Source organism: Anabaena sp. CS-542/02 (genome assembly GCF_028331085.1).
GTDB classification, from domain to species: Bacteria; Cyanobacteriota; Cyanobacteriia; order Cyanobacteriales; family Nostocaceae; genus Anabaenopsis; species Anabaenopsis arnoldii.
Genome location: NZ_JAQMTM010000024.1, coordinates 1 through 14,708 on the forward strand (window position 1 = coordinate 1; position 14,708 = coordinate 14,708).

8 protein-coding genes and 1 pseudogene are annotated in these 14,708 nt (G+C 42.3%); 5 read left to right on the forward strand and 4 right to left on the reverse strand.

Annotation, left to right across the window (positions count from 1 at the left end):
• Positions 1-228 precede the first annotated feature (228 nt).
• Together PN447_RS02285 and cimA are read right to left on the reverse strand one after the other, a co-directional pair.
• Entirely contained in the window at positions 229-2,343 is a 2,115-nt protein-coding gene (locus tag PN447_RS02285) for an NAD(P)/FAD-dependent oxidoreductase (RefSeq protein WP_271760492.1), read from the reverse strand.
• 189 nt (positions 2,344-2,532) lie between these two features.
• Complete coding sequence (cimA, locus tag PN447_RS02290; protein ID WP_271760479.1) at positions 2,533-4,158, reverse strand: citramalate synthase; 1,626 nt, start codon at positions 4,156-4,158, stop codon at positions 2,533-2,535.
• Between the two features lie 484 nt (positions 4,159-4,642).
• Here cimA and PN447_RS02295 point away from each other — a divergent pair, with 484 nt between their 5' ends.
• The 4 genes from PN447_RS02295 to PN447_RS02310 all read left to right on the forward strand — a co-directional run bounded on the left by PN447_RS02295 (position 4,643) and on the right by PN447_RS02310 (position 9,994).
• Complete coding sequence (locus tag PN447_RS02295; RefSeq protein ID WP_271760480.1) at positions 4,643-5,029, forward strand: hypothetical protein; 387 nt, start codon at positions 4,643-4,645, stop codon at positions 5,027-5,029.
• A 94-nt stretch (positions 5,030-5,123) separates the two neighbouring features.
• A complete protein-coding gene (thiO, locus tag PN447_RS02300; RefSeq protein ID WP_271760482.1) occupies positions 5,124-7,115 on the forward strand; it encodes a glycine oxidase ThiO in 1,992 nt (663 codons plus the stop codon).
• 143 nt (positions 7,116-7,258) lie between these two features.
• Positions 7,259-7,438, forward strand: coding sequence for a photosystem II assembly protein Psb34 (gene psb34, locus PN447_RS02305; RefSeq protein ID WP_271760484.1), 180 nt, complete (start codon positions 7,259-7,261; stop codon positions 7,436-7,438).
• A gap of 357 nt (positions 7,439-7,795) precedes the next feature.
• Positions 7,796-9,994, forward strand: coding sequence for a tetratricopeptide repeat protein (locus PN447_RS02310; RefSeq protein WP_271760486.1), 2,199 nt, complete (start codon positions 7,796-7,798; stop codon positions 9,992-9,994).
• Positions 9,995-10,057: 63 nt separating this feature from the next.
• Here PN447_RS02310 and PN447_RS02315 read toward each other — a convergent pair whose 3' ends face one another.
• Positions 10,058-11,266: a 4-hydroxy-3-methylbut-2-enyl diphosphate reductase gene (locus PN447_RS02315; RefSeq protein WP_271760488.1), complete on the reverse strand. Its 1,209-nt coding sequence runs from the start codon at positions 11,264-11,266 to the stop codon at positions 10,058-10,060.
• A 161-nt stretch (positions 11,267-11,427) separates the two neighbouring features.
• Positions 11,428-13,005 carry an ammonium transporter gene (locus PN447_RS02320; protein WP_271760491.1) on the reverse strand — a complete coding sequence of 526 codons (1,578 nt, stop codon included), beginning with the start codon at positions 13,003-13,005 and terminating at the stop codon, positions 11,428-11,430.
• A 1,365-nt stretch (positions 13,006-14,370) separates the two neighbouring features.
• Here PN447_RS02320 and PN447_RS02325 point away from each other — a divergent pair.
• Positions 14,371-14,708, forward strand: a pseudogene (locus PN447_RS02325) (hypothetical protein); the annotation flags it as partial.

Genomic DNA, 14,708 nt, shown 5'->3' on the forward strand with positions numbered 1-14,708 from the left:
ATAGCGGTAGTCTTTCTTGTAAATCTTAAGAGAAATATCGCGTCTGGCTAAGGCGTGCAAGTCTACACCAGGGATAACCGCTCCCATGCTCCTGTTGAAGTAGAAAGTAAAGTCTAGCTTTGTCTAGGTTTTATATAGCAGTTGAGAGAACAGTAAGCCGAGGGTAATAGAGCAAAATCAGATTTGTGAATTGGCTTTACCCCGGGTTACATCGCTTTGCCACCCAAGCTACAGAATTTTTGCTTCTGATTTGGGAATAATGGCATCTGAATTATTCAGTGCTAACTGATTTTTTGTTCCTTTTTTACCAGCAGCGATGGCGTAGTTAATCGCCAAGAGCCGGAACCATAGTGCAGGATGGCGTGATTCCAGCCAGGGTTGAGTTTGCAGCAAGAAGTGGGGGAACCATCCACTCAGTAAAGTACTGACTAAGGAATGAAGACCAAAATTAAAATAATTACCCATCCAGCGGACTATATCTTTGAATCCAGCTAGTTGCCAAATCCATAACAGCAGGGCTGGATTTTTGCGAGCTGCTTTGAGTGCTAGTCGGTTGAAAGTCCACCAATCACATTTATCTTTAATGAAATTATCTGCTATTTCTGGTGGTTCATCTGCTAACAGCCCAAAGAAGGTATTCAGCATGGAGTTAATCCGTTGGGGGGGCAAAAATTTCCCCGTGGGAACCATCATTCCTTTAGAAAATAGCCAAGTTACGGCAACATTACTTTGGTAGGCGCGAATTCTGTTTAAATGGCAGAAACTGAGCAGGTCATGCTTGAGGGCTGTATCTAAAAGTGTTGTTAAACGGTTTAAGTTGCGAATTAAGGAACCAAAACCCGTGAACACCAGAGGAGACTGGAGGGATGCGGCATCACCAATAGCAATTAATCGATCAAAGGCGATGGTGCGATCGCTACTTCCTATACTAAAATGTCCAGGTATATATCCGAATGTCGGCTTTTTCCACTCTAGTTTATCTAGGTCACAGCGCCGATACTCTGGCAAGATGGTGAAAAAGTCTTCATACATTTCCAGCAAGGAACCAGGGTTAGATTCATTGACTTCATGGTAATGAAATAAATAAATTGTTAATTCGTCGCCAGATCCCGGAAATAATTCCCAGATTAACTGCCTTCCTCTAGAAATATCTCCATGGCTGTAAAGCACATCACCATATTGGGAATCCCAAACCCCTGGGTCAAATCCCCCGGAGATGACTGCTCCCACTGTCGGACATACACTGTCAAAAGCACGACCGCCATTTAATTGCCAAGCGATGGGGGAAGCGGTTCCCATGGCATCAATTAACAATCGCCCGCTGACTTGCTGCTGATTTTGACTCGGTAAATCCTTGACTGTAATCACAACTTGGGTTGAGTTGATATCGGCACGTATGAACTCTGTGTCATCCCAGATTTCACCGCCTGCGTCTCGTAGTTTTTGCCCACACATTTGCAGTAATCTATCGGAGTCTAGTGCTATATTTAATACTGTGGGTGTATGCAAGATGGGCGATCGCAATTTTGGGGGATTATTGCCATCAAAAAATTTATTGAATCCGTCTTTGTATTCCCGGACAATTAAAGTTTCTAACTCGGTAGGTGTTAGTAAACCCAAATGAATTAAGCTTTCAAGTTCATCACGAGAAATATTCCATTCTCGATTCATCCGCCCAAAAGGTAAACGTTCCACCAGCAAGACTTTATATCCTAATTTGGCCATGACAGCGGCATGAATTACGCCTAATGCGCCACCGATGTAGATTAAGTCATAAATAGGGGAGGAGGACGATGTAACGCCCTGCGGTTCTGGCGAGCCACTAAAAACTACCTGTCGGGGTTTTTGAGGATTATGTACTCCTTCGCGCCATTTTTGCTCCCACCAATAGGCACGATTGAGATCATATTCGCCATTAGGCATGCGCTGAAAATATTTAACTGTGAGGGGGTAAGAGGTTGCTAGTGCCTCAAAAATCGATGTTTGGGCATCAATACCCGGAGGTTCAGGATATTTATGGGGAAATTTTTCCCGCATTTGATTAGTCAGACGTTGGAGAATTTCTTTTTCTCTGACTGAAGGCCGATAGGGCGGCTGATTTGCCCAACGAAACACTTTGAGATAAGTGGTTCGCTGTACTGACCAGAGGAATACAGAAAGTTCGGGCGGTATTTTTTTTGTATCTTCCCCCGGTGGATTTTTGTTGATTGTGGGTATTTTCAAGCGAAAACCATCGGGGGTCAGCAATTTTTCCCCAAAACCTGGTTCAAAGTCAGTTTGTAGCCAAGTTAGTACAGGGGTGCTTTCGGGTGTGGGAATTTCTAAATAAAGTATTTCTGTGATCATTGTTTGCTGACATCTGGTGATAGCTGGCGTGGCGTAGCCATTGAATCTATTCACTTAGAGGTAATAGGGAATGGAGAAGATGATTGTTTAATGTTGTTTTCTGTGCTGACTACGCGATGAATTATCCCATTTTAGATAACGAAGTTATCTAAAATGGAATGGGTAATAATGATTATTTCCGTTCATTTACAAGTTTTCAAGGTTAAGTTGGACATGATGTAACAACAAGCCATATTCCAATCCCTCTACCACTGCTTGATAGGATGCTGCCAAAATGTTGGGTGAAACTCCTATAGTAGTCCAGCGTTCATAACCAGTGCCTGATTCTACTAATACACGTGTTTTAGCTGTAGTACCTGTATGTCCGTTGAGAATCCTGACTTTATAATCGGTTAGTTCAAAGGTGGCAACTTGGGGATAAAAGTTGACCAACGCTTTGCGTAAAGCCGTATCCAACGCGGCTACTGGTCCGTTTCCTTCTGCTGCTTCCAAAATGTTTTCCCCATTCACAGCTATTTTGACCGTCGCTAGGGCATTGTTAGTTTCTTTACCTTCAACTAAATCACAATGTACTTGAAAGCCTTTGACCTCAAAGAACTGCTGACGATTACCCAAGGCCTCGTACATCAACAGTGCAAAACTCGCCTCTGCTGCTTCAAATTGGTATCCTTGACTTTCTAATTCCTTGATGCGTTGCAGAATTTGTCGAGCGGCTGGTTGGTCTTTATCTAGTTCAATGCCAAAAGTACGAGCTTTGGCTAACACATTACTCAACCCAGATTGTTCGGAAATTACTATGCGGCGACGGTTACCAACTTGTTCTGGTTGAATGTGTTCGTAAGTGAGGGGATTACGTTCTACGGCTGACACGTGGATGCCACCTTTGTGTGCAAAGGCTGAACTTCCCACAAAGGGCGCGTGTTCATCGGGGGCAAGGTTGACGACTTCACTCACAAAACGACTGGTTTCTGTAAGTTGATTTAGCTGGTGTTCTGAGATACAGCTATAACCAAGCTTGAGTTGTAGATTGGGAATTAATTCGCACAGGTTAGCATTACCACAGCGTTCGCCGTAGCCGTTAATTGTTCCTTGTACCATTTTTGCGCCTGCCATGACGGCGGCTAGGGCGTTAGCTACTGCTGTACCGGAATCGTTATGAGTGTGGATCCCAAGGGGGATTTGTGATTGACTAGTGACTAATGACAAATGACTGATAACTGATGTGACGATTTGACTAATTTCGTGGGGTAAAGTACCGCCATTTGTATCACACAGAACTAGCCATTGGGCACCGGATGCGATCGCGGTTTCTAATGTCTGTAAGGCATAATCTTGATTGTGCTTGTAGCCATCAAACCAGTGTTCTGCATCATAAATGACGCGTCGCCCTTGAGAACAAAGATATTCGATAGTATCACGAATCATGGCTAGGTTTTCTGCTAAAGTCGTGTTCAGACCGGCTGTAACGTGTAAATCCCAAGATTTACCAAAAACTGTCACCCAACGAGTCCCAGCATTCAGAATTGGTTGCAGCAGGCTTTCAGTTTTAGCGGTACTATGAGGGCGGCGTGTGGAACAAAAAGCCACAATTTCTGCTTTTTTAAGCGGGTATTCGCGCAGTTGCCAGAAGAATTCAACATCTTTGGGATTGGCACCAGGCCAACCACCTTCGATGAAGGGAACTCCCATCTGGTCTAGTCTACGGGCAATGCGTATTTTATCTTCTATAGAAAGTGATAGACCTTCGCGCTGAGTGCCATCTCTTAGCGTGGTGTCATATAGCCAAAGTTGAGGTGATGGGTCTGTGGTCATAAAACTGCGACTTGGGAGACAATGAGTAGCAATGTGTCAATATATAACAAAAGGCAAATTTGGGAATTCAGGTATGCCCAAGGTTGAAGCTCTCAAGGTAAGACAATTGAGTTCTACTGTGGTAGATCAATATAGGTCTAATTTTGCTCCTCAAGAGTATTCACCTCTACAATGCGGGTACTAAGGTAATCACTGGGGGAGGAATTCCCATTTGTGGTAACTGAGCGTTCAAGGTAGAAGGTAAGGTGTCCGACCTAAAGGACAGGCAGTGTGATGTTTTTGGTTTCCACCCAGGAGCGACTGCCGGTGGTTTCACACAAAGCTAGCAGCCCACCTCTCCATTCTCCTACAACGGCACTGCCTAAGAAAAGTCAATATAAGCTAATGGGGGATGTGAAATTCGCAAAATTCGAGCTGATTCTATTTAGTCCTCAAATCCTATGGACACCAGAAGGTTAGGTTAAAAAAGGAGATAAAGATTAAGATGGGTAGATTGACTCCACTAATTCTCATGGGCGGAGGCTTGGCAATTTTGGTTGGTACATTGTTGGGTATCAACTTTCCCATAGGTGGACAAGAAACCGCAGGTAATGATGTTCCTGATGGCAGAACATCAAGGGTACTCCCTGCTAATATTAACGTTAATAGCTCTTCTCCTAGCATGAGCACAAGTAACGATAGACCCACTCCCAGCAGGGGTGACGTTGCTCAGGATAGTTTTTCTCCCCCTCCCAGGACTAGCGTTTCCAGAAGTAATGATTCATCTTCAACTTCTGAGACTTTATCAAGTAGCAGAAGTACAGGTGTCCAGTCAGGTACTTCTTCTTCCCCTACCACAACAAGTCGGCGACCTATTCGAGCTTTGTGGTAAAGCTGGATAGTCTTTCAGGGTGATGAGGGTATGATGGTTTAGTTATGAGTTATTAGTTATGTACTAATTGTAAATAGCTAATGATAAATGACTAATGACTACTAGTGACGTTTTAATTATTGGTGGCGGTGCCATTGGCTTAAGCCTGTCCGTGGAATTGAAGTTGCGCGGAGCCTCAGTTACCGTGCTTTGCCGTAATTTTCAGGCTGCATCTACCCAGGCTGCAGCCGGGATGTTAGCACCAGATGCGGAAAAGATCGACAATCACGCCATGGGCTTGTTGTGTCGGCGATCGCGTGCCTTATATTCAGACTGGACTGATAAACTCGAACAATTAACCGGTTTAAATACTGGTTACTGGCCTTGTGGGATATTAGCGCCAGTTTATCAAGGACAAGTGGACAAAGTAGATGCTTTGGGAATACCCACCCATCAGTCCCCATACTGGCGAGATCAAGCAGCAATTCACCAATATCAGTCAGGATTAACAGCAGAAGTAGTTGGTGGTTGGTGGTATCCTGAGGACGGACAAGTTGATAATCGTGCTTTGGCAAATGTACTCTGGACAGCTGCCCAATCCCTTGGTGTTCAACTCAAAGACCAGGTGAAAGTCGAAGGATTTTTACAACAGCAGGGTGAAGTTATTGGCGTAAGAACAAATACAGGGATAATTCGTGCTGCCCATTATGTTTTAGCTACAGGTGCATGGTCGTCTGAATTATTACCATTACCTGTGCGTCCTCGCAAAGGGCAAATGCTGAGGGTGGGAGTACCAGAATTTATCCCAGAATTGCCCCTAACACGGGTTTTATTCGGAGAGAATATTTATATTGTACCGAGGCGAAACCGTTCTATAATCATTGGCGCAACCAATGAAGATGTGGGCTTTACGCCCCACAACACCCCCGCAGGTATTCAAACCTTACTTCAACAAGCCATTAGACTGTATCCCCAATTACAAGATTATCCCATCCAGGAATTCTGGTGGGGATTTCGTCCCGCTACACCCGATGAGTTACCTATTTTAGGGGGTAGCCACTGTCAAAATTTAACTTTGGCTACAGGTCATTATCGTAATGGCATACTGCTTGCACCCATCACCGCGGCATTAATTGCTGATTTGATATGTCAGCAAAAATATGATCCGATCTTGTCTAATTTCCACTATTCGCGCTTTCATGGCCAGTCATCTACCTTTACCCCCATGTTTACCCACTCAGCTAACTTCTCTCAGGTCAGTCATTCTCCCAATTCACTGCTCCCTATTGAAGATCAGACCAATTACCGCTCTACAGATTCACCACTGGTCATCGCCGGTAAAACTTTTCAATCCCGCTTGATGACAGGAACGGGTAAGTATCGCAGCATTCAAGAAATGCAGCAAAGTATTCTTGCTAGTGGTTGTCAAATTGTCACTGTGGCAGTTAGACGGGTGCAAACTCAAGCCCCTGGACATGAGGGTTTAGCTGAAGCCCTGGATTGGACAAAAATTTGGATGTTACCTAATACTGCCGGTTGTGAAACTGCCGAGGAAGCCATTCGCGTAGCTCGTTTGGGGCGGGAAATGGCGAAACTGTTGGGACAGGAAGATAACAATTTTGTGAAATTAGAAGTCATTCCTGATCCTAAATATTTACTTCCTGACCCGATTGGCACGCTACAAGCGGCGGAACAGCTAGTAAAAGAAGGTTTTGCTGTACTACCCTACATCAATGCTGATCCCATGTTAGCCAACCGCCTCGAAGATGTTGGCTGTGCTACAGTTATGCCTTTAGCGTCTCCCATTGGTTCGGGACAAGGGCTGAAAACAACTGCTAATATTCAAATTATCATTGAAAATGCCCGGATACCAGTAGTGGTAGATGCGGGCATTGGCTCACCATCAGAAGCAGCCCAGGCTATGGAATTAGGTGCAGATGCCTTATTAATTAATAGTGCCATCGCTCTTTCCCAAAGCCCTCCAGCCATGGCCCAGGCCATGAATTTAGCAGCAGTAGCCGGGCGTTTAGCATATCTGGCTGGCAGAATGCCCCTGAAAACCTACGCTAGTGCTAGCTCACCTCTGACGGGAACAATTAGTAATTAGAGAATAGGGAATAAGCAATGGAGAATTGGGGGTTCTGGATGATATTGAACCCCTAATGTAACGATTTGTATATTAATAGGAGAGCCGAATATAGCGTTTATGTAACATAAAACGAATAAAAGACCATCATTAGGAATTAATTTATGCCCTATACCAACGAAGAAGGCGGCCGTTTGAATAATTTTGCTAATGAACCAAAAGTTTACCAAGCAGAACCTCCCACAAACGAGCAAAAGCTTACCTATATCATTTTAGGAATTGCCGCCGGTATTTTGGTTGCTGGTTTAATTTTTGTTTCGTTCTCTGTTTCTCATGTCAGTTAACTAAAAGATTTTTTCAATTTCATTATAAAATCTTTAATTTTATAATCCTTGGCTAGCTCAGTCCATTAGTGATGTGAGTTGGTCACTTTTAATTCCATACTTGTATACTTAGAACATTAAGGAAAAATCCCCCTATATAGCTAACACTAAATCCTGGTAGAGTCAATTTTTGTGATAATTTGTTATAATCATATATATTATTATGTGGAATTAATATAAATACATACTAAACATTTGACAAAAAGTCAAATCCTTGATAAATCCTGAGCAGATTAAAGGCCATAATTTATTTTTGTCTATCTGCTGCTATACATCCTGTCAAATCTATGTTTACGATATTTTGGCTCTTTAGCCGCCATGAGCGTGAATGACATTACACACTCCGATCATTTTACTTGGAATCGAAAAGTCTATAATCGTCTAAAAATTGCCCTGAGTCTTGGTTTAAGACGACAAGTTTTTTTGGCAGTTAGTGATAATCTCAACTTACGAAATCAAGTAGCAGCACGGTTGCATTCTACTTTAGCTTATCCAGTTGGGCAGGTGCTATATAAGCCTGTAGATGGTTATGAAAGTAGTACTTCAGCTTATCCGCGATTAGTCACCTTAAGATTGAATCTCAACGATCCTAATCCTATAGATCATGTTAATCAATGGTTATCTAATTACCCACCACCCATTGTAAGTACATCAAAAGATACACCAGGTAAACCACTACCAATACCTATGTTTCAGATTGTAGGTGTGGAACAATTAACCAAGCAACCGGTGGCGATACAGCGCTTATTTTTACACTATCTGCGCTTAACTGATGAGAATTATTCTAGTCTACAGACTGGTCTATTTTTAGAAACGAGCCTGTTGCTATGGGTAACGCGTCCTTGGTTATCTGCTATTCAGGAATCAGCACCACAGTTTTGGCGTTGGCGTACCGGTGTGTTTGTGTTTGCAGGAGAGCCAACACCAAGTACACAAAGTCAAGCTGTTCCGGAAAGTTCCTCCAGTCCTAGAAATTGGGATTTAGAAGATATTAACCCATCTGTTCTGGATGAATCAGTAATGGAATCCGAAACCTACGGTACATCCGCCCGGGAATTAAATTTTGAGGATGATTTAGATTTACCGGTGGAATCACCAACGAATCACCCAGGTAAAAAGGAAAACTCCAAATCATTCAAGGCTCGAAAGGAACAACAAAAATCTGGTGATCAATCCAGTCAAGGCAACCAGCTGAACCAATTTTCATTCTCCCATATTAATAAGCAGTTAATTCAACTGATTATAACAACAATCAACACCAGTCCTGGTGAAAATGGAGACGATCACCAACAACTGCAAGAAATCCTTTTAGAAATTGAAGAACTACACTCACAACAAGCCTCCGTTGAGGTATTGGCAAGACTGTATCATCATTTAGGAAACTTATATCGCTTACGCATTGAACAGGGAAAATCAAGTTCAGAAAATTTGATGGTGGCAATCCTTGCCTATCAGGAGGCGATCGCCTATGATGAAACATCACCTCAAACACCAGAGATTTTAAATGACCTGGGTACACTCTATTGGATGCTATACCGCACCCCCCATCCATCAGGTGATAGCAAAGCGTATATAGAGCAGGCAATTGAATTTTATCATTTGGCTTTAAAGCTGACATCCCCCCAAGAAAAACCAGAAACCCATACACGCCTACAAAATAATCTCGGTACTGCCTACAGTGATTTAGCTCGTCTTACAAACCCATCAGAGAATTGGCAACAGGCAGTATTAGCTTACAGCGAAGCGCTACGTTATGGTGCAGCCACGATGGAATCGTTAAAGTATGCTGCTTGCCAAAATAACTTAGGTACGGCTTATTGGCATTTAGCGCAACACAATCAACCAGTAGTCAATTTTAAAAAAGCGATCGCTTTATACAGTCAGGCTTTAGCCCAGTACAGCCCCGAACAGGAACCATTGAAGCATGGTATGATCCAGAATAATATCGGTACTGCCTACTGGAATTTAGCGCAATACGAAGAATCGGCAGAAAACCTGCAATTAGCTATTAATGTCTACCACGAAGCTTTGAAATACCGGACTCCAGCTAAGGCGCCTGGCGCTTGTGCTGCGACCCAAAATAATCTAGCCACTGCTTACTGGCATTTAGCCAACTTAGCTCAAACAACTAAAGAGTCACGACAAAATTTATTACAATTGTCTATTGCAGCTTATGATGAAGCTATTGCTTTGGCTGTCTCACTTAGGGGTAATAATTTAGGTTTTGATTTGTTTGCTGCTCACAATAATTTGGGGTTAGCTCATTATCAGCTGGTTATGGATAGTTATTTTACTGGTGCTCAATCTACAATTTCACAACACTTAGAGGCAGCATTAACTCATCATTTGCACGCTATAAATGGGTTTGCTCAACAACCAGAGGCTCGTCAGACAACCTTGACTTATATTGTGAAAACAATTCGTGCTTTCCACAATAAATTGGGAATAGAGGGGCAAAATCTCGGTTTATCTAAGGTTCCAGGTTCGTTATTACCCGAAATTTTACCTAAATTATGAGTAGTTCAAGGAAATAGATCCCGACCTCTTTGATCAGTCGGGTATCTGCTATGTAGAAGTTACTTAAACTGCTGATAGCATTGCTTTTAATGTAAAAATACGCGAAATCACGTCTTCTACTACTTTATCGGGTGTAGAAGCACCAGAAGTCACTCCTACAACGATTTTACCATCAGGTAACCAGCTTTGGTCGATCACTAATTCCCCGTTTAACTGTCGATGTTCAATAGCATCTGCTGAATGTATTCGTTCCACACAATCAATGTGGTAGGAAGGAATACCTTTTTCAGAGGCAATTTGTTGTAATTGGGCTGTATTCGATGAATTAAACCCACCAATTACTAGCATCAAATCTAGATTTGATTGTACTAATTCTAACATAGCATCTTGACGTTCTTGGGTAGCATCACAGATGGTATTAAAGCTTTGGAAATGCTGATTTAACTCAATAGTTCCATACTTGTGCATCATAGTCCGCTCAAACAGCTTACCAATTTGCTCAGTCTCATCTTTGAGCATCGTGGTTTGGTTAGCAATACCTACTCTTTCTAAGTCGCGGTCAGGGTCAAATCCTGCTGAACAAGCTTTAGCGAACATTTGCAAAAATTCCTGGCGATCGCCACCATGGAGAATGTAATCTGCAACATACTGGGCTTGTTGCAAATTGAGCACAATCAGATATTTGCCCGCAAAAGAACTAGTAGCAACTGTTTCCTCGTGCTTATATTTACCGTGAATAATGGATGTGTAATTAACTTTTTTGTGCTTTTCAACTGTATTCCAAACTTTCGACACCCAAGGACAAGTTGTATCAACAATTTTACAACCTTGGTCATGGAGAATTTGCATTTCTTGAACGCTGGCTCCAAACGCCGGTAGGATGACCACATCACCAGTTTCCACTACGGAAAAATCCTTTTGACCAGCCTCTAGAGGAATAAATTTGATATTCATTTCCTGCATGCGCTGATTCACAGAGGGATTATGAATGATCTCATTAGTGATCCAGATGGGTTCAGTGGGGAAATGCTGACGGGTTTCATAAGCCATGGCGACGGCGCGTTCTACACCCCAGCAAAAACCAAAGGCTTGGGCGAGGCGGATAGTCACATCGCCTTGTGTCAAAATGTAGTTACGATCGCGAATTTCCTGAATCAAACCACTTTGATACTCAGATTGTAGCTGGGTAGTGACTTCCGCTTGGTGACCAAATCCCTTACGATTATAATTTTCCGAATGTTGGAGCGCTCTTTTAAAAGCTTTTGTATCCATTGGATTTGCAACTTAAATTACTATTTATTATGTCTAACCCTAGAATATAATTGATTTTCTAGGCAGACCTTCCATAGTGATTTTAAATCCCCAGAGGCAAGAGGTGCAAAATTGGGCAGAAAAAAACCCGCCACTTCTCAGACGGGTAATTAGTGAAAATCTTAATATTTATCCCCTGACATTTCAGGTGACCCGTGTCCTTCAGGAAATCCCGTAGGGGTAGTTTCTCTGAGGAATCCAGTATAGGCTTCCATACCGTGTTCAGCAATATCTAAACCTTCTAATTCTTCCTCACGAGTTACCCGGATACCTAAAGTAGCTTTGAGTATCAGCCAAAAGATGCTACTCAGAAGAACTGTCATCCCACCCACAGTCACAACACCAACTAGTTGAATCAAGAACTGTCCTAAACCACCGCCAGCAAATAAACCCGCTGCTGGGCCTGCACCTTCACCATACCAGGAATAAATACCAGGACCTACAGACCACAGACCTACTGCTAGAGTTCCCCAGATACCACAAACAAGGTGAACTGAGGTAGCGCCCACTGGGTCATCAATACGGATTTTATCGAATAGTGTGACTGCAAAAACTACAATTACTCCCCCAATGAAACCAATGAGTAACGCAGCGGGGATACCAACGTAGGCGCAAGAAGCTGTAATTGCTACCAATCCAGCCAAAACACCGTTGATGATCATTGATAAGTCGGGCTTACCTAAGTAAATCCAAGCTGTACCTGTAGCACCAATTGCACCTGCAGCCGCGGCCATGTTAGTTGTTAGAGCTATGTGCGCGATCGCATTACCATCAGCGGCCATGGTGGAACCGGGGTTAAAACCAAACCAACCCAACCAGAGAATTAAACAGCCCAAGGTAGCAATGCTCATGTTGTGACCTGGTAAAGCCAAAACTTCGTCACCTTGATATTTACCAATCCGTGGTCCGAGAAATGCAGCTCCCATTAAAGCCGCCCAACCACCTACCGAGTGGACGACCGTAGAACCTGCAAAGTCCCAGAAGCCAAATTGACTTAGCCAACCACCACCCCATACCCAGTGTCCGGTAAGGGGGTAAGCAATACCTACCAGTAGAAGGCTGAAGATTAAGAAGTCAAAAAATTTAATTCTCTCTGCTACTGCACCGGAAACAATTGTCGCTGCAGTTCCCGCAAAGGCTAGTTGAAATAAAAACTTGGCCGCTAAAGGTACACCCGCCCAGCTCAGAGAACTGAACACACCTTGATAAGCCTCTTTTGTTAAAGGACTGTTATCTGCTCCTGAGAGGAAAAACCCCGAGGTTCCTAAGAAGTTATTACCGTCGCCAAACATGATACCAAAGCCAATTGCCCAAAAGGCAATACTCGCTAGAGCAAATACAATTAAGTTCTTAGCTAGAACGTTAACGGCATTTTTCTGACGACAAAAACCGGTTTCTAACATCCCGAAACCAGCATTCATAAAGAATACTAAAAATGCGGCGATCGCCACCCAAAGAGTATCTAGAGCAACCTTAAGTTCTCCTATTTCTGTTGTCCCCGACTCTGGTGGTTGAGCAACTGCTACATAACCCCAAGCCAAAACAATCAAGCAAGCTAAGGGTAAACAGGCTTGCCAACTGGGAGTCAGCCCCTTAATAGCTAAGTTAAATTGCTTTAATCTTCCGGTAAATGGTCTTTTTTTAGCGTAGTATTTCCCAGATAATCGCCTATTTTTAATTGTCGATTTTTGTTGGTACATGAGTTTAAATGACACCCTATACATTGAAGACAACAAACTGTTTAGGCGCTACACATTAACGCCCAAACTAAACATTGGTTGATCAAGCATCACTTGCAAATAACCTAACTAGGAGTTTAGGAAAATATTGGTACACTTGTAAACATTTTTGATAATTGTATTAGGGAAATAGCATATTATTACCCAAAAAATCTACCCTCATTCCCGGAATTTTTAATCCTCTAATATCATGTTTGGATACCCACAATCGCCTCAACTGGCAACTCTGAGGTGAAATTAACACTATAAAGCATGGATAATAGTACAAATTTAGTACCTCTGTTCCCACAACATTAGGCATAATGACGGTAGGTTGTGGGAACAACCTCCATCAACTCAGCCATAAATTTGACTTATCTTCTATTTACTCAGCCTAAACTTCTGTATTTTTAGATACTTTTTCTCTTGGGAAAAAAGAATAGTAGCAACTAGCACCAACTAAATAAATTAAATTAACTCACTCAAATTTCCTGATATCTATCAGGATGGAAACTTAAATCAAAGTTGAAGTTTTATTAAAAAATATGATTATATCCTTAATAAATAAGGCTGGAGATGGCAGATCAACAAGCCAGCTATCCCTCATGCAAAGGTTAGCATTGATACTTATATATTCTTTAGGTAAAGAAATACAGTCATATTTATATGAATGTGAAGATAATATAAAATTATCTTATACTTGATTGTTTCACTGAAGAATAACTGATATCTTACTTAGTAAATAAATTAAACCATATCTGGTCTTGGCCTTGTCTTAAGATCAGGGTATGATTTTATTTGTTAGTTTTTTTACATTTCTTGGACTTGATAACATTAGCCTTATCCTGGCTTAAGACGCACCCATAAGATCATAAAATCTTCCACCTCTGGGTTTTGCCTTCAGATGAACAGGAGAGTATCGAATCTGGCATCGTGGGTAAATAAGATGAAAACCGTTCTAGTAGAGAGCGGACTATCATTTATTATCTGTGTAAATAAGAATTTTTGAATTGCAGTCGTTAACAAAATAGGTTTTAGTTTAAGTTTTATGTTGAAACATACTGTAATCATATATCTACTACTAGTACCATTAACAACCATTTTAGGGTAACTATCTACTACACACAAAAGCCCACCATAACAATATAGCATTATTCTCTCAAAAAAAATAAATTTATGAAATCAGGAACTGATTGATTAAGAGTAGAGTTAATAAAAATACTGCATACCTGGGCAGAAATCTTGTAAGAGGATTAACACTGGAATAATAGCAATATTAGTCACAGGAACCTTAGCGGATCAAATCAGGTTCTATTTGCATATATAACTTAACTTGTGTGAGGTGTTATGAAACGATTTAATTTGTTTGCTGCTACTTTCGTGTGGGGTTATTGTTTGACCTCTTCTATATGTGCGGATTTTGTCCTGGCAGGGCCAGTTCCGGTCGGCTCTCTGAGTGGGGTAACTCTGCCAGGGGGACCTACAGCCCCATCAGCGGTAACTCCCAACGTCCCCCTGACTACCCCGGCAGCGGTAACTCCCAACGTCCCCCCGACTACCCCAGTTACGGTAACTCCCAACATCCCCCCGACTACCCCGGCAGCGGTAAATACCAACAATAGAATGACTACCATTCAGGTAGGTCAAACCACAGCCGCTCAAGTTGGAATTGGAAGAGGTGTGAC